The following is a 15,577-nucleotide window of genomic DNA, read 5'->3' as shown; positions in this document are numbered from 1 at the left end:
CCCCGCCAATGCCCGACTCCCCTACCCCTTCGGCCGGCGCCGCCCTGTCCCCGCCGGGCGCCGTCGCGCGCGCCACGCGCGGCACCATGGCGCTGTTCTTCGTCAACGGCGCCACCTTCGCCACCTGGGGCGTGCATATCCCCACCATCAAGGCCCGCTTCGGCCTGTCCGACGCGCTGCTGTCGCTGGCCATGCTGGCGGTGGCCGGCGGCGCCATCCTGGCGATGGGGATGGTCGGGCGCTGGGTCGCGCGCGCCGGCAGCGGGCGCGCGTCGATGGCAGGCGGGCTGCTGTTCGCGCTGGCCACGGTCGCGATCCTGGCGATGCCGTCGTTCTGGCTGCTGCTGCCCGCGTTGGTGGCGTTCGGCATGGTTAATGCGGCCTTCGATGTCGGCATGAACGCGCAAGCCGCCACGGTCGAGGCCAGCCGCACGCGGCCGGTGATGTCGGCGCTGCATGGCATGTTCAGCCTCGGCGGCATGGCCGGCGCGGCGTTCGGCGGGCTGATGCTGTCGCTGGGCGTGGCGCCGCTGGCGCATGCGGCGATGATGGCGGGCGTGACCGCGCTGGTGGCGGTGGGCACTTTCCCGGGGCTGCTGCCCGACCACCCGGTGCTGCCGTCGGCAAGCCACCATCGCGACCATGCGGTGCGCGCGCTGTGGCTGCTGGGGCTGCTGGCCTTCCTCGGCCTGATCGGCGAAGGCGCGATGTATGACTGGACCAGCGTCTATATGCGCGACGTGACGCAGGCACCCGACGGCTGGATCAGCCTGGGCTACGCCGCGTTCTCGGGCGGCATGGCGTGCGGGCGCTTCGGCGGCGACCGCCTGCGCGCGCGGCTGGGTGATGGCACCACGCTGACCGGCAGCGCCTGGCTCGGCTTTGCCGGCATCGCGCTGGCGCTGCTGGTGCCGCTGCCGGTGGCGGCGCTGGCGGGCTTTACGCTGATGGGGCTGGGCGCCGCCAATATGGTGCCGATCTTCTTCGTCGCCGCGTCGCGGCTGCCGGGCGTGGCGCCGGCCGAGGCCATCTCGCGCGTGGCGCGCTTTGCCTACATCGGGCTGCTGCTGGGCCCGGTGCTGATTGGCGGCGTGGCGCACCTGGTCAACCTGCGCGTCGGGCTGGCGGTGGTGGCGGTAACCATGGGCTGGATCGCGCTGGCGGGCGCCCGCTCGGCGCGGCGCTATCTGCCGCCGCGCGATGGCGGGTAGGGGGCGCACGCGGCGCCCAATCCGCCCGATTCAGCCGGGCGGTAGTCGCTCAGGCGGCCGCCTTCATCGGCGCGGCGCCCGCCCCCATTCCTTCGAACACGAAGCTGTCCATGGCCAGCACGCCGTAGGTCACTTCATCGGCCACCCGGGCCACGCTCGCCGCAGCCGACGTACCCGTCGCTGCGGTCCGCGGCCCCAGCGCCGCGCCGAGCGCCACATAGAACGGCAGCAGGTGCTCGTCGGTCGGGTGCGCGCGGCGCGCATACGGCGCCTGCTCACGGTAGTCGGCAATGCGGCGGGTGTCGCCGGTGGCGAGCGCTTCGTCCAGCGCCGCGGTCATCCAGCCGCGGAAGGCCTCGACATACGGCTCGGCCTGCGGTCCATGCTGCTCGCGCCGGGTGCCGCCGCCGAACACTTCCTGCAGGTTGTGCGTGAAGCTGCCGGAGGCCAGCACCAGCACGCCCTCGTCGCGCAGCGGCGCCAGCGCGCGGCCGATCGCGATCTGCGTGGCGGACGACAGGTACGGGTTCAGCGCGAGCTGCACCACCGGCACGTCGGCGTCCGGGAAGAAATGCCGCATCGGCATCCAGGCGCCGTGGTCCAGCGGGCGCTCTTCGTCCTGGCCGACAAACCCGGCGCCGGGGATGGCGGCTGCCTCCACCAGCGCCTTGACCCGCGCGGCCAGCGCTGGCGAGCCCGGCGCGTCGTAGCGCAGCGCGTACAGCTCGCGCGGGAAGCCGCCGAAATCGTGCCAGGCCTCCTGCCGCTCGCGGCTGGTCACCGCCAGCGTGCTGTAGATCCAGTGCGCCGAGACCACCAGCACCGCGCGCGGGCGCTGCGCGCGCAGCCGCTCGCCAAGCGCTTCGAAGGCGGCACCGGTGGGGCCGGGATCGATCGCAAGCATCGGCGAGCCGTGGGAGATATAGAGTGCGGGAAGCATGGCAGTCACCACTTCAGACGGTTTAGGCATGCCATCGAGTTTGGCAAAGATCGCCGTGCGGGACGGCGGCCATTTGCGGATACCTCATGCAAAAAAGTTGAAGGCGCAACCCCGGCGTGGCCGCGGCGCCGCCCACCGTGGGATGCCGCACACACCCCGGTGCGACCCCAAGGACACGCCAGGGCCAGTCGGCCTATGATGCAGACGGGAGCCGGCTTGCGGGCCGCGCCAGCCCGCAACGCATTGCGCCCACGGCGTGCCCCCGCGCGCCGCGTGGTCCGGAGACTTCGGTGGTACCGCGCATCCTGCGCCGCCCCGGGCGGCACGTTCCCTACCTTTCCCACTGGTGGCAGCCGGGTGTCTACGGCAGCGTGCCTGCCGTCGCGCTGTGGATCGTGGCGCGCCTGCCGGGCGCCTTGCTGGTGGCGCTGAGCGGCAGCGCGCAGGCCGCGGGCTGGCTCAACCATGCCGGCGATACCGTGTTCGTGACCGGCTGGGGTGCGAGTGCCCTGCTGCTGTGGATAACTCGCCGGCGCCCGCCACCCGTGCAGACCTCGAACCCCGCCCTGCCGCCCGAAGCGGCCCGGTGCCAGGCATCCGGGCAACCTCCGGCCGCCTGAGCCGCATCGGATCGATCCGATATAAATCCAAAGCACGCCGATCTGAAAACTTTCACCTGAGGGCTTCAACGCGTCGCTGGGCAATGTCTCGAGCGACCTGTCGGTCGGCAAGTTCGTGCTCGGGCAGGTGACCGACCGCCAGCTCGACTTCCTCGACGGCGGCAGCCTCAATGCCTACGGGCTGGGCGGCTCGGTGATGCTCGACTGGGAGCACTACCGCGAGAAGTACGAGATCGACATCGAACTGCGCTACACCAATATCCACTTGCAGAGCTTCGGCGGCACCACCAGCGCGGTGACCGGCACGGCCTCGGCCCAGACCGCCAACCTGGGGGCGCGCTGGCGGGCGCCGACCGGCCTGCATGCGCTGGACCGGCCGGTGCGCTATGTGCTGGAACTGTCGCCCTCGCGCTATCTGGGCAGCGAGGCCGGCATCCTTGGCTTCAATTCCCTGACGACTGTCGGCACCGGGCTGGAGCTGGATACCAGCGCGCATGAAGTCTTTGTTACCCGGGTGCGGGCGGTGCTGCGCTATGTGTTCGGCAACAACGTGTCGGGGTGTCGCTGGGGCTGGCGGCCAGTTTCTGAGCGGCGCGGGCTGGCGAATCGGACCGGCTACGACTCGTCCTCGCCTTCCCGGAAGATGTTGATCACATGCCGCGCCTCGAAGCACAGCGGCATGCCGGGGTTCATCTCGTCGGTGCAGTAGGGCTGGTTGTCGAGCTCGCCCGTATAGAGGCTGCCCTCGCGCCCGGTGACGTTCACCCACATCCGCTCGACGTGGACTTCCTCGTTGCCGGATTCGTCCGCGACCAGGATGCGGAAGATCAGCTTGACCTGCTGGCCCGGAACCAGCGCATCACGCTCCTCGCGGGACGGCATCCAGAAGGTGTCGGGGTGGGCGGCGGCGATGGGCTCGGCGTCGTCGAGTTCCCATCCGTCTTCGTCCAGGGTTGTCAATCGCATGTCCATTTTCAGCCTTCCGCAATATCTCAGGTGCGGGCATGATCGCAGCAAACGCGCCGGCCGGCGAGATGCTGGCCGGCGCCTGGAACTTACAACAGGGAAATAGCACGCATGACGAGCAAGAAGGAAGCGCCGGCCGCGCCGGTGCGCTGTGGCTGGTGCGGCACACTGGAAGACTATTGCCACTACCACGACAACGAGTGGGGCTTCCCGGTCGCGGACGACCGCCGGCTGTTCGAGAAGCTGTGCCTGGAGGGTTTCCAGGCCGGACTGAGCTGGCTGACCATCCTGCGCAAGCGCGAGGCATTCCGCAAGGCCTTCGCCAATTTCGAGATCGACAAGGTGGCCCGCTTTGGCGAGCGCGAAATCCAGCGGCTGCTGGCCGACGCCGGCATCGTGCGCCATCGCGGCAAGATCGAGGCCGCCATCAACAACGCCCGGCGGGCGCGCGAGCTGCTGGAAACGGAATCGTCGCTGGCCGCCTATTTCTGGCGCTTCGAGCCCGATCCGGCCAGCCGGCCCAAAGTGCTGACGCCCGAGGTGTTGCGCACCATGGCGACCTCCCCCGAGTCGGTGGCGCTGTCGAAGGATCTGAAGAAGCGTGGCTGGCGCTTTGTCGGCCCTACCACCATGTATGCGCTGATGCAGGCGATGGGGCTGGTCAATGACCACCAGGAGGGTTGCACCACGGGTGCCGAAGTGCTGCGGGCCAGGCAAGTGTTCAAGGTGCCGCGCTAAGGATTGTTAACCCGGCGGCGGCGTATACGTGCGCTGCCGCACGGTCGCTTCGGGCGTCCGCGTATACGTTGTGAGGAGGATGGAGGCACTCGCACAGGCCTTGCACCGCCGCACTCAGCGCAACGGTCCTGGTTATCTCTTTTATATTGTTTACGTATGTAAACATAGTAGTAGTAGATAAACCGGACCACGGGCCGTGGATAAGTCACCTTTTCCCTTTCGGCTCAAGAGCTTGCGGCAAAGATAACCACCCCGGGATAACCCTGATTCGATGGGACAGGTCCAGGGTGACGTATACGTGACGCGTGCCGACGGTGAAGTTGTACGTATACGTCCCACAGCGCGCCCCCAGGCAGGGCACAGCTTGTCCGGACAGTTATCCCCAGCGGCGGGCGGAGATGTCCACAGCCCGACCTCAGGCGGTGGCGGTTGAGTCGGTGACGTATACCGGGTCGACGTGGGTCATCACATTGAGCACGTGATGGTGCTCCAGTGTGCGGCGCCGGGCTTCGACGGCGATCGCATGGCCTTGCGCCACGGTCAGCGTGGCGTCGATTTCAAGGTGGACATCGACCAGCACCTGGTCGCCCATCTTGCGCGTGCGCAGGTCGTGCAGGCCCTGCACGCCGGGCGTGGCGAGCAGGGTGCGGCGGATCGCTTCGACTGTTTCTTCGTCGGCGGCGCGGTCCATCAGGTCGTTGAGCGCGTCCCAGCCAAAGCGCAGCCCCATGCGCGCCACCATCAGCCCCACCACGATGGCCGCCACCGGATCGAGCAGGTGGTAGCCCAGCAGGTTGCCGCCGATGCCCAGCGCCACCACCAGCGACGACGCCGCGTCCGAGCGCGCATGCCAGGCATTGGCCACCAGCATCCCTGAACGCACGCGCCGCGCCACCGCCAGCAGGTAGCGGAACAGCAGTTCCTTGGACACCAGCGCGGCCAGCGCCACCCACAGCGCTATCGGTTGCACCGGCTGCGCGACGGCGGAATGCTGCAGCTTGCCAACCGCCGCCCACAACATGCCCGCCCCCACCGCCAGCAGCAGCGCGCCAAGCGCCAGCGATGCCGCGGTCTCGAAGCGCAGGTGGCCGTACTGGTGACCGGCATCCGGATCCTTGCGGCTCTGCCAGGCGGCCAGCAGCACCACGAAGTCGGACAGCAGATCCGACAGGGAATGCGCCGCATCGGCAAGCAGCGCCTGCGAGCCGGAAATGACGCCGGCCACACCCTGGGCCACGGTCAGGCCGATATTGACGGCCACGCTGACCAGCGTGCTGCGCCGGCCGGCGCGGTGGCGCGCCTGGGCGTCAGCCGGGCTCCCGGCGTCGTTATCGGGTAGTTCGGGCCGCATCTGCGTGGATTCCGATTCCATCGCGCGACTATAGCCCAAGCGGCGGGATGTGGCCTTGCGCGTCACATCGTGGAGATTTCGTAACAGCGCTGGCGAAGATCGCGCGACGCCTTTACCGTAGACAGGACGGGCACACCCGGTCACTGCAAGGAGGGCCCCCACGATGGCGATTCGTTCACTAGCCTCGCACAGCACATCCCAATTGCGCCGCCTGGTCGGACAGATGCAGGCGGAAGTCGACGCACTCGAACACCTTTCCACGCCCGACGCCGATGCGCAAAGCCGGCTTGGCTATGCCACCGCGCGCCTGCGCGACGGGATTGAGGCGGTGGAAGACGCACTGCAGTCGCTGCGGGCGCTGCAACAGGTACGGCCTTCGGCGATGAAGGCCAGACGGCCGACGCGGGTGGCCTGAGCAGGCGCACTGCCACAGAGTCTCGAGAACGTTCACGGCTTTCTCTGGACGACCTGATAAGCCCGCAGGCTCAGTCCTTCGAGCGAGCGGCGATTGCCTCGCGAACCAGGGCGAGCAATTCTTCAAAGCTGGAAGGATGGAGAGGGGACGTCGGTGCAGACCTTGCCCCGGCCAGTAGCAACTCGCGCAGTTGCAGTCGGTCCAGAGCGCGGGTGGTCATTTGGGTACGGTCGGAAGCTTGATCGCGCCGGCGGTCCTGTTCGTCCACGAAAGTTCCTTGACACTCGCCGGGCAATATAGCCGCTGTCAGAAAGGAAAAAGGGCTCGGAGTTACCCGAGCCCTTATATCTGGTGGACCGAAGGAGGATCGAACTCCCGACCTCTGCATTGCGAACGCAGCGCTCTCCCAGCTGAGCTATCGGCCCGTAGCGGACGATTGTAACGACTTCGCCGTCTGCCTTCAATCCTTCGCGCCCGCGCATGAGGACGCTGCGCAACATCAGGCGGCAATGCCGGGATTGCCGTCCATGCCGCGCACGCGCGGCAGGTTCAGTGGCCGGGCGCTGACCTCTTTCGTGCTGCGCAGCCATTGCGCCATCACATCCCAGATCGGCGCACCGCCGGCCTCGCGGGCTTCCTCGGCTACCGGCGCCCAGCCGGCCACCTTGTAGGTCTTGCCGGCTTCCAGCGGCCTGCCGGCCAGGCGCATGTCGGTGATGCGCTTGCCCATGCCGGCGTTGGGATCGATGGTGTACTGCAGTCCGCCCACGCGCACCATGTCGCCGCCCTGCTGGTAGTACGGGTCGGGATTGAACAGGTTGTCTGCCACGTCTTCCAGGATGGTCTTGATGGTCTCGCCGCGCATCTGCGTCACCGTGGTGTGCGGGTAGGTGATCGCGGTCTGGTCCATCAGGTGTTCCATCGTGATGGCCTGGCCCGGCAGCAGTGTGGTGCCCCAGCGGAAGCCAGGCGAAAACGCGATCTGTGCGCCTTGCACCTGCATCAGGCCGTCCAGGATCAGTTGGTCGAAGGTGCCGTTGAAGTTGCCGCGGCGGTAGAGCAGGCCGCGGTTGACGGCCAGCACCTCGCCCAGCTTCTGTTCGTAGGGCGCGCGCACCTTGTGGATCAGCGCCTCCATGGCGGGGTCGGCGGGCAGGTAGTTGGCGAACACCGGCAGCAGCCGGTAGCGAAAGTCCGCGACCTTGCCGCCCTTTACATCGAAGTCCAGCACGCCCAGGAACTTGCCGTTGGAGCCGGCATTGGTCACCAGCGTGGTGCCGCCGGCGTTCTTCACCGGCACCGGCGCCGGCACGCCGTCATGGGTGTGGCCGCCCAGGATGGCGTCGAGCCCGCGCACGCGCGAGGCCAGCTTCAGGTCGACGTCCATGCCGTTGTGCGACAACAGCACCACCGCCTGCGCGCCCTTGCCGCGGGCCTCGTCGATGACCTTCTGCAGGTTCTCTTCCTGGATGCCGAAGGTCCAGTCCGGCACGAAGTAGCGCGGGTTGGCGATCGGCGTGTACGGAAAGGCCTGGCCGATGATGGCGACCGGTACGCCGTTGATCGCGCGGGTCACGTAGGGGTCGAACACCGGGTCGCCGAAATCGTTGGTCTTGACGTTCTGCGCGAGGAACGCGACCTTGCCCTTGAAATCCATGTCGACAATCTCCCTGACGCGGTCCGCACCGAGGGTCATTTCCCAATGCGGCGTCATCACGTCCACGCCCAGGGCCAGCGCCGCATCGACCATGTCCTGCCCCTTGGTCCACAGCGCGGTGGCTGAGCCCTGCCAGGTGTCGCCCCCGTCGAGCAGCAGCGCGCCGGGGCGGCCGGCCTTCAGGCGCCTGACCAGCGTGGCCAGGTGCGCAAACCCGCCGACCTTGCCATAGCGCCGCGCGGCCTCGTTGAAATCGAGATAGGTGAACGCATGCGCCTGCGGCGTGCCCGGGCGGATGCCATAGTGGCGCAGCAGCGCATCGCCCACCAGGTGCGGCGGCTTGCCGGCATAGTCGCCGATGCCCAGGTTGACGTTGGGCTCGCGGAAATGCACCGGCCGCAGTTGCGCATGGCAGTCGGTGAAGTGCAGCAGGTGGACGTTGCCGAAGCGCGGCAGGTCGTACATCGATTCGGCCGCCTGCGCGGCTTGCGCATCTTCATGAGGGAACGTCATGCCGCCGGCGCCGGCGATGGCCAGCACCTGCAGGAACTCGCGTCGGTTCATGTCTCTTCCTGTGATATGGCGTGCCGGTCAGCCGTGGCGGGCGTCCGGCATCGCGTTGCTACGGCCTGGCGTACCGCTCCAGCGCCGCCACTTCGTCTTCGAGCATCTCGCCCACCTCCTTCTGCACCACGCGGCCGCGGGCGTCGATCACGTACAGCTCCGGCAGGCCCTTGCGCTTGCCGAACACAGCCTGCAGCGCGGCGGAGTCCATCGTCGCCGGGAAGGTGTAGCCGCGCTTCTTCATGTAGCCGGCGGCTTCGCGCGCATCCTTGTCGATGCTGATCGCCAGCACCTGCAGCGGCGTGCCGCGCGTGCGCTCGTAAAGCTTCTGCAGGCGCGGGTTCTGCATGGCGCAGAACGGGCACCAGGTGGCCCAGTATTCGACCACCACCGGCTTGCCGGCCAGCGCCGCGGCGCTCAGCGTGCGGCCGTCCAGCGTCTGCATATCGGGCAGGCGCACGGTGTCGCCCACTTCCAGCGCGGCCGCGCCGCCCGCGGCAGTGGCCAGGGTGAAGGCCATCAGCCAGCGCAGCACCATGGCGGGCGCGCGCATTGGGCTTACTGGTTGACCGGCGAGGCCGGATCGAGCAGCAGCGCCATCACGTCGCGGATCTGGGCCTCGGTCAGAATGCCCTTGTGGCCGAAGCGCGGCATGTTGGAGCAGGCCGCGTAGGCGCTGGAGTCCCAGATCTTGCCCCAGGTGTACTTGATGACTTCCTGCGAGTTGCCGCGCAGCTTGCCGTACTGGTACAGCGACGGGCCGATATTGCCGAACGAGATCTCGGCCTTGGTCATCTGGTGGCAGGCATAGCAGTTGCCGCCGTTGGTGCCGCCCACCTGGTCGGTGAACTGCATGCCGCGGCCGTTCTGCGCGATCTTCTCGCCTTCTTTCCAGTCGCCCAGCCAGTTGCTGTCGGCCGGGTATTTCACCTGCTTGAGCTCGGCCGCCTCGATCTTCCTGGCTAGCTTCTCCGGTACCTTGGTGCGGTCCGGGTACTGGCTGCACGCCTGCTGCATGCCGTCCTGGTTGAGCACGCCTTCGACCGTGACCGGTCCCCGGGACGAGAACGAGTCCTCGATCAGGTGCTTCATGTCGGCGTTGCTGACGGCGGCGGGCTTGCCCTTGGCCGGTCGCCCCTTGGTGCTTGTGTCCTGCGCGTAGGCGCCCGTTGCCAGCACGGTGGCCAGGGCCGCGATGGCCAGTGCCTGGTTCTGTCGTTGCATATTGTCTCTCCCGTACCGGTCAGCGCTTCATCGCCGGGCCGTCGTAGGTCCCGCCGTTGGCGTTCTTCGCCAGGAACATGGTCAGCGCGGTGATCACGTCCGAGCCATAGGCGGGTTCGGGAAAGCGCTGCTGGCGCAGGCAGTCGTAGAGGCGATGCTGCATCGAGCGGACCTCGCCCTGCGACACGCGGTAGGCGGGCCACGTGGTGTAGGCCGCCTGCGCGCCCTTGTCGGTCAGCAGGTTGGGCAGGTCCTGCAGGCGGATGCGCTGGCCATCCACCGCGTGGCAGGTGGCGCAGGCAAAGTCATAGGCACCGCCGCGGTAGAAGAACATCTTCTGGCCAAGCGCGTAGGTGCGCTTCTCTTCCGGATGGTTGAGCTGCACGTTCATCTTCACGCCGCGCGACTCGCCGGTCAGGTAGGCCACCAGCCGTTCGATCTCGGACGGCTTGCCCGAGGCCGAGAACGGGTTCTTCATCGCCTCTTCCTTGCTCAGGCCCTGCAGCGTCATGCGGCAGAAGGCCAGCCGCTGCTCCAGGTCCATCACCTTGTTGGCGTCCTTGAAGTAGCGCGGCAGCTCGGCGTAGGCGCCCTTGGTCACGCCCGGGCCCTTGCCCAGGTCGCATTGCTCGAGCGAGACGTTCTTCGGGCCGACGGGCTTTTTCCACAGCTCTTCGCCGGCGGCTTCCCACAGCTCGGCGGGATTGCCTTCGGCCAGCATCTGCCGGTACTTGGCGATTTCGTCGGCAGTGCTGCCCTGCGCATGCACGGCGGACGAACCAACCACTGCGCCGGCCAGCGCGGCCGTGGCAGCCGCGGCCAGCGCGACGCGCCGGCCCAGGCTTCGGATGGTGTTCATGGGGCTTCTCCTCGCGGCCTCGCACCGTGGCGGGCCGTTCTTATTTGTGTCCGGAAGCTGCGCCGCCCGGCTCAGGGCTTGATATACGCGTAGCCTTCCTCGGCCTGCAGGCGGGCGATTTCCACCACGCCGGCCTGTACCACCCTGGCTTCCATCAACAGGCTCGATTCTGCGATCTTGCGTGCGGTCAGCGTATTGCGGCACACGCGGAACTCCACGCCGGCCGAGGCCAGCGCGCCCACCGGTCCGTCAAAGGTATTGCCGCGCGCATCCTTGGCGCCTTCCACCAGGAAATCGACGCCGTAGCCGAACGCGACCACTACGATCTTCGTTCCCGGCGCACCGTTCAGGTGGTTGCGCAGGTTGCCCATCGCGCGCACCGCCTGGTCGACGCCTTCCGAGAGCTGGTACACCACTTTCACGCGCCCGCCCTTGCCGGCACTCGCCGGTGCCGACTGGGCCGCGGCTTGTGCCGACAGGCCGATGGCGGCCAGTGCCGCCGATGCTCGAATAAATGCTCGCCGCATAGTGTTCCTTCCGGCCGGGCCCGCCCCGGCATCCGTCCCGAACCTTAGCAGAGGACGGCGCGCGCTGCCCGGCGGGCGGCGCTCAGGCGATGGTCGCTTCGTCGGTGCGCTTGTCGCCGCGATTGTCGATCCAGGTCACCGCGACCTTGTCGCCCTTGGCGCCGCCCTTGAACTTGAAGTTCAGGAACGGGTCCTTGGACACCGCCGGCCCGAACTGGGCGCGGAACACTTCCTTGCCCTTGCACTGGGCGGTCACGGTCTGGATATGCCAGGCCGGCACGACCTTGCCGGACGCGTCCTTGCGCTGGCCGGTTTCCATGTCGTGTTTCATCAGGATCTTGACGTCTACCACGCCGCCGTTTTCGGTGGCGCGTACGCGCATCGGGTCTGCCATGTGTTTCTCCTGTTGCAGTTTGGCGGGAAATCTCGATCGGGCGATGGCGGGCGTGGCCTCAGCCGCCGCAGCCGCCCAGCGTGACCTTGATTTCCTTCGATGCCACGTACCACTTGCCGCCGGCCTTGACCGCGGCGTACACCACCGAGGTCTGGCCCATCTTCACGCGCGTGGAGACGAACGGCTCGGTGCCGGCGGGGATGACGAAGTCGGCGGCCAGCGTGTTGGGATTCTTCTCGACCAGGATCGCGATCTGCTCGGTGTCGGGGATGGTGCTGGTCACGGCAAGCGGCACCACGGCGCCGTTCTCGGCGATATCGGGGGCGGTGAACGTGATGGCGGTGCTTTTCTCGGTGCCGCTGCCGCCGAGCGCCTTGATCACGTCGGCAACGCTCTTGCCGTCAAAGGCGTTCTTGTTCCATTCGGCCGCCTGCGCTTCGCTGATCAGGCCGGTGGCGGCCATCAGCGACAGGACAGCGGTGACCCGCAGCACTTCTCGTCGTTTTGTATTCATTGCTTGCTCCCGGCTACTGCGTTCCAGTCGGCTCCTGACCGCTTCGGTATTCGTGGTACTAATGCCTGAGGTATTGCTTTGTGGTATTTCATGCGGCCGGTACATAGCCGGCCGCTGGATCTGTTCAGGCCGGTGCGGCTTTCACCGTCCCGCCTGCTGCATCGGCGGACTGCCCGCCATGGCGGTAACGCTTACTTGGCGGGGGCGCCTGCCAGCACCCACTCGACCACCGTCTTGAGGTCGCCGTCGCTGATGGCGGCGTTAGCCGGCATCGGCACCGGACCCCAGACGCCCGAGCCACCGTTCTTGACCTTCTTGGACAGGGTCGCCAGGGCATTCTTGTCGCCCTTGTACTTGGTGGCCACTTCCTTGTAGGAAGGACCGACCAGCTTCTTGTCGACCTGGTGGCAACCCATGCAGGCGTTCTTGTTGGCGATCTCCTGTGCCTTGGCGGCATCGACCGCGTGGGCCGATGCGGCGACGCCGAGCATCAGCGCTGCGATGACAAACTGCTTCATTGTTAAGCTCTCCAAGCTCTGTAAAGCCGTGGGGACGGCAAAGGCCGCCAGGCAAACACTGCGACTGCCTGACGCCACACACTGGCCGCCGCCTGGGGGCACTGCGGCGGCCAGTCCGCTATTTTGCCTCAAGAATCCAGCCCACCATGGCCTGCACATCCGAATCCGGGATCTGGGGCTGGGGCGGCATCGGCAGGCTGCCCCACGCACCCTGCCCGCCCGCCTTGACCTTGCGCGCCAGCGACGCGTGGGCGTCCTGGCCCTTGTACTTGCCGGCGATGTCCGCAAACGAGGGCCCGACCAGCTTGCGGTCCATCGCATGGCAGGCCACGCACTGGTACTGGGTGGCGAGCCGGGCGCCTGGCTGCGTCAACGCCGATGCGGCGACCGCGCCACTTGCCGGCCTTCCGCCCTGCGCCGCCACGCCGCGCACCGGTCCGAACCCGCGCTGCTGCTGCGCGAGGTCGCCATGGGCGTCGCGGGCGTAGTCCGGCATGGACGAGGCAATCACTACCTTGCCCTCGCAATCCTTCATGCAGGCCGTGTTGCGCGTATCGGGCCGCCCGCGCCCGGGCCACAGGCCGTGGTCGGTGGTCATGCCGTCACGGTTGGGCATGCGGCGCTGGACCTCGGCGATATTGACGTCCGACAGCGTGAAGTCCGCCGGCACGATCTCGCCCAGGTGGAGCAGGTAGGCGGTGACCGCATAGACCTCGTTCACGCTCAGGCTCTTGGGGGTGTTCCACGGCATGGCGCGATGGATGTAGTCCCACAACGTGCTGACCGTGCTGGCCTTCATCAGCGTGGTGCGATAGGGCTGGTTGCCGGTCATCGCGGCGACGCGGCCGCGCTGCATGTCCTGCGCCGTGGTGCCGCCGACCAGCGGCGTGAACACCTCGTTGGATTCGCCGAAGTCTCCGTGGCAGGACGCGCATTTGCCGTCCCAGACCTTCTGGCCCTGCGCCACCGTGCCGCTGCCGCTGGGCAGGCCCTTGAAGTCCGGGCGCACGTCGATATCCCAGGCCGCCACTTCTGCCGGCGTGGCGGTGCGGCCAAGAGCCGCCCGGGCGGCGGCCATGTCCTGGCCCGATCCGGCCCACGCCGGCGCGACGCAGCCGGCAGCCAGCACCAGCGCGGCGGCGATCCGCGGCTCAGCCCACGTGGACATTGGACACCTCGCCGCCTGCCGCCACCTGCCAGCTCTGGATGGCGTTGTTGTGATAGATCGAGCGCGTGCCGCGCACCGCGCGCAACTGCGCCAGCTTCGGCTGCACATAGCCAGTCTCGTCGATGGCGCGGCTTTGCAGGATGGCGGGGCCGCTGTCCCCACCATCCCAGACCCAGTCGAGGTTGAAGCGCGTCAGGCATTTGGACAGTACCGGCGACTCCAGCCGCGCGCTGCGCCAGTTGCGCCCGCCGTCGGTCGAGACATCGACCCGCTTGATACGCCCGCGCCCGGACCATGCCAGCCCGCTGATGTTGTAGAAGCCCTTCCCCACCAGCTGCTGCCCGCCGGAGGGCGTGGTGATGACCGACTTGCACTCCTGGATCGACGTGTACTGGCGCAGCTTGCCGTCCGGCATCATGTCGACGTAGTGCAGGGTCTCGTCCTTGGCGTTCCACGGCTGGTCGCCCAGCTCCAGCCGGCGCAGCCACTTGACCCACGACACGCCCTGCACGCCCGGCACCACCAGCCGCAGCGGGTAGCCGTTCTCGGGACGCAGCATCTCGCCGTTCATGCCCCAGGCGACGATGATCTCGTCGGCCAGCTCCATCGGGATGGTGCGCGTCATCGACGAGCCGTCGCCGCCTTCGGCCAGCAGGTAGCGGCCGCGGCGCAGGTCGGCGCCGGCGTCGTCCAGCAACACCCGCAGCGGCACGCCGGTGAACTCGCAGCACGACAGCATGCCGTGGGTGTACTGCACCGTGGGCACCGCCACGTTGCCCCACTCCATGCCGGTATTGGCGCCGCATTCGATGAAATGCATGCGTGACACCGCCGGCAGGCGCATCAGGTCGTCCATGGTGTAGACGCGCGGCGCGCGCACCAGGCCGTTGATCATCAGGCGGTGGCGGGCGGGGTCGATATCGTGCCAGCCCTGGTGGTGGCGCTCGAAATGCAGGCCGTTGGGAGTGATGATGCCGAAGAAGCCCTGCAGCGGCGCGAAGGCGACCGAAGCGGCGGAGACGCGCGTCAGGCCCGGGGACTCGCGCCGCACCAGGTTCTGCTCATGCACGGACGGCTGGCCATAGGGCCGTGCCGCTACCGGCTGGCCCAGCGACGTGGCCCATGGCTGCGGCTGCAGGATGGCGGGATCGCCGTCGGCGGCCAGCGCCTGGCGGCCGGCCGCGGCTGCGGCGATGCCCGCGGCCGCACCGAGGAAGCTCTTGCGCAGGAAGTCGCGCCGCGGCGCGTCCAGGCCGTGCCGGCCGATATCCTGTTGCAGCGATGCGCTGACGAAGTGCTCGGGCGCGGGCACGATGCGCCCGGGCCGGTTCCGTTGCTGCAATGCCGTCTCCTCCGGCTGGCTTGCCCTGATCCACTGGCGGCCGCCTGTTTTTCGGTCAGCTTCGCCGTAACGAAGCTGCTGTCGTTTTTTGGGCCGGAAGAGCCGGAATGCGCGCGTTCAGCCCGCGCTGCGGCGCCGGCGCGGCGTCGGCTCGGGTTCAGGCTGTGCCATGAAGCGGTCGACCGCCCTGGAGGGCAAGGCGTTGTCCTCCAGCCGGCTCGCCACCTGGATGCACACCGTGCGGCACAGCTCGATCACGCTTTCGTCCGCAATGGCGTAGAACACCAGGTTCGCCTCCTTGCGGCGCGACAGCACGCCCGAGCGGTACATCGCGTTGAGATGCCGCGACACATTGGTTTGCGACGAACCCACCGTCTCGACCACCGTGCTGACCGGCTTCTCGCCATCGCACAAGGCGTGCAGGATCTTCAGCCGCGTCGGCTCCGCCAACAGGCTGAAGTAGCCCGATACCTTCTCGAATACGCGATCCAGCTCTTCCATGCCGTCCAATATATTCGTATATGCGTGAATGCGCATATAGTGTTTACCCCCTCCAGTGGCGAAGCCCG

Annotated in this window: 19 protein-coding genes, 1 tRNA gene and 1 pseudogene; 5 read left to right on the top strand and 16 right to left on the bottom strand. The window is 67.8% G+C overall.

Translation table 11 applies throughout. From position 1 onward, the window contains the following. The first annotated feature begins 86 nt into the window (after positions 1–86). On the top strand, positions 87–1,211 hold the full coding sequence (locus AB1I47_RS05505; protein WP_407935798.1) for an MFS transporter: 1,125 nt from the start codon (positions 87–89) through the stop codon (positions 1,209–1,211). Positions 1,212–1,260: 49 nt separating this feature from the next. Here the strand turns inward: AB1I47_RS05505 and AB1I47_RS05500 are convergent, their stop codons facing one another. Further along, complete coding sequence (locus AB1I47_RS05500) at positions 1,261–2,151, bottom strand: DODA-type extradiol aromatic ring-opening family dioxygenase (protein WP_354682760.1); 891 nt, start codon at positions 2,149–2,151, stop codon at positions 1,261–1,263. Between the two features lie 290 nt (positions 2,152–2,441). On the opposite strand from AB1I47_RS05500, the gene AB1I47_RS05495 reads away from it, so the two are divergent. Beyond that, on the top strand, positions 2,442–2,771 hold the full coding sequence (locus AB1I47_RS05495; RefSeq protein ID WP_354682759.1) for a hypothetical protein: 330 nt from the start codon (positions 2,442–2,444) through the stop codon (positions 2,769–2,771). Positions 2,772–2,835: 64 nt separating this feature from the next. Beyond that, a pseudogene (locus AB1I47_RS05490) lies at positions 2,836–3,359 on the top strand (hypothetical protein); the annotation flags it as partial. 27 nt (positions 3,360–3,386) lie between these two features. Here AB1I47_RS05490 and AB1I47_RS05485 read toward each other — a convergent pair. Next, positions 3,387–3,743: a DUF2314 domain-containing protein gene (locus AB1I47_RS05485; RefSeq protein WP_354682758.1), complete on the bottom strand. Its 357-nt coding sequence runs from the start codon at positions 3,741–3,743 to the stop codon at positions 3,387–3,389. A 105-nt stretch (positions 3,744–3,848) separates the two neighbouring features. Here AB1I47_RS05485 and AB1I47_RS05480 point away from each other — a divergent pair, with 105 nt between their 5' ends. After that, on the top strand, positions 3,849–4,475 hold the full coding sequence (locus AB1I47_RS05480) for a DNA-3-methyladenine glycosylase I (RefSeq protein ID WP_354682757.1): 627 nt from the start codon (positions 3,849–3,851) through the stop codon (positions 4,473–4,475). A gap of 415 nt (positions 4,476–4,890) precedes the next feature. Here the strand turns inward: AB1I47_RS05480 and AB1I47_RS05475 are convergent, their stop codons facing one another. Further along, positions 4,891–5,826, bottom strand: coding sequence for a cation diffusion facilitator family transporter (locus AB1I47_RS05475; RefSeq protein ID WP_354682756.1), 936 nt, complete (start codon positions 5,824–5,826; stop codon positions 4,891–4,893). A gap of 202 nt (positions 5,827–6,028) precedes the next feature. Here AB1I47_RS05475 and AB1I47_RS05470 point away from each other — a divergent pair, with 202 nt between their 5' ends. Next, on the top strand, positions 6,029–6,241 hold the full coding sequence (locus AB1I47_RS05470; RefSeq protein ID WP_354682755.1) for a hypothetical protein: 213 nt from the start codon (positions 6,029–6,031) through the stop codon (positions 6,239–6,241). A gap of 70 nt (positions 6,242–6,311) precedes the next feature. Here AB1I47_RS05470 and AB1I47_RS05465 read toward each other — a convergent pair whose 3' ends face one another. The 13 genes from AB1I47_RS05465 to AB1I47_RS05405 all read right to left on the bottom strand — a co-directional run bounded on the left by AB1I47_RS05465 (position 6,312) and on the right by AB1I47_RS05405 (position 15,545). Continuing rightward, positions 6,312–6,509, bottom strand: coding sequence for a type II toxin-antitoxin system ParD family antitoxin (locus AB1I47_RS05465; protein WP_354682754.1), 198 nt, complete (start codon positions 6,507–6,509; stop codon positions 6,312–6,314). 81 nt (positions 6,510–6,590) lie between these two features. Then, a tRNA-Ala gene (locus tag AB1I47_RS05460) sits at positions 6,591–6,666 on the bottom strand. A 74-nt stretch (positions 6,667–6,740) separates the two neighbouring features. Next, positions 6,741–8,462 (bottom strand): thiosulfohydrolase SoxB, encoded by a 1,722-nt coding sequence (gene soxB / locus AB1I47_RS05455; RefSeq protein ID WP_354682753.1) that lies wholly within the window; start codon positions 8,460–8,462, stop codon positions 6,741–6,743. 58 nt (positions 8,463–8,520) lie between these two features. Further along, the gene (locus AB1I47_RS05450) at positions 8,521–9,015 is read right to left on the bottom strand and encodes a TlpA disulfide reductase family protein (RefSeq protein ID WP_354682752.1); all 495 of its coding nucleotides are present in this window, start codon (positions 9,013–9,015) and stop codon (positions 8,521–8,523) included. Positions 9,016–9,020: 5 nt separating this feature from the next. Beyond that, entirely contained in the window at positions 9,021–9,686 is a 666-nt protein-coding gene (soxX, locus tag AB1I47_RS05445) for a sulfur oxidation c-type cytochrome SoxX (RefSeq protein WP_354682751.1), read from the bottom strand. A gap of 19 nt (positions 9,687–9,705) precedes the next feature. Beyond that, the gene (soxA, locus tag AB1I47_RS05440; protein ID WP_354682750.1) at positions 9,706–10,545 is read right to left on the bottom strand and encodes a sulfur oxidation c-type cytochrome SoxA; all 840 of its coding nucleotides are present in this window, start codon (positions 10,543–10,545) and stop codon (positions 9,706–9,708) included. Between the two features lie 71 nt (positions 10,546–10,616). After that, positions 10,617–11,072 (bottom strand): DsrE family protein, encoded by a 456-nt coding sequence (locus AB1I47_RS05435; RefSeq protein WP_354682749.1) that lies wholly within the window; start codon positions 11,070–11,072, stop codon positions 10,617–10,619. 82 nt (positions 11,073–11,154) lie between these two features. Beyond that, positions 11,155–11,466, bottom strand: a complete 312-nt coding sequence (gene soxZ / locus AB1I47_RS05430) for a thiosulfate oxidation carrier complex protein SoxZ (protein WP_354682748.1) — start codon at positions 11,464–11,466, stop codon at positions 11,155–11,157. Between the two features lie 58 nt (positions 11,467–11,524). Further along, positions 11,525–11,980: a thiosulfate oxidation carrier protein SoxY gene (gene soxY, locus AB1I47_RS05425; RefSeq protein WP_354682747.1), complete on the bottom strand. Its 456-nt coding sequence runs from the start codon at positions 11,978–11,980 to the stop codon at positions 11,525–11,527. 191 nt (positions 11,981–12,171) lie between these two features. Beyond that, positions 12,172–12,498 carry a c-type cytochrome gene (locus tag AB1I47_RS05420; protein ID WP_354682746.1) on the bottom strand — a complete coding sequence of 109 codons (327 nt, stop codon included), beginning with the start codon at positions 12,496–12,498 and terminating at the stop codon, positions 12,172–12,174. 118 nt (positions 12,499–12,616) lie between these two features. Then, positions 12,617–13,666 carry a c-type cytochrome gene (locus AB1I47_RS05415; protein ID WP_354682745.1) on the bottom strand — a complete coding sequence of 350 codons (1,050 nt, stop codon included), beginning with the start codon at positions 13,664–13,666 and terminating at the stop codon, positions 12,617–12,619. After that, complete coding sequence (soxC, locus tag AB1I47_RS05410) at positions 13,650–15,008, bottom strand: sulfite dehydrogenase (RefSeq protein WP_354682744.1); 1,359 nt, start codon at positions 15,006–15,008, stop codon at positions 13,650–13,652. Before soxC ends, AB1I47_RS05415 begins: the two co-directional genes overlap by 17 nt. A 117-nt stretch (positions 15,009–15,125) precedes the next feature. Continuing rightward, complete coding sequence (locus tag AB1I47_RS05405) at positions 15,126–15,545, bottom strand: ArsR/SmtB family transcription factor (protein ID WP_354682743.1); 420 nt, start codon at positions 15,543–15,545, stop codon at positions 15,126–15,128. Positions 15,546–15,577: the final 32 nt, after the last annotated feature.

This window comes from Cupriavidus necator (assembly GCF_040578825.1).
In the GTDB taxonomy this organism is placed as follows: Bacteria; Pseudomonadota; Gammaproteobacteria; order Burkholderiales; family Burkholderiaceae; genus Cupriavidus; species Cupriavidus necator_E.
This window is presented reverse-complemented; position numbering and strand designations above follow the sequence as displayed.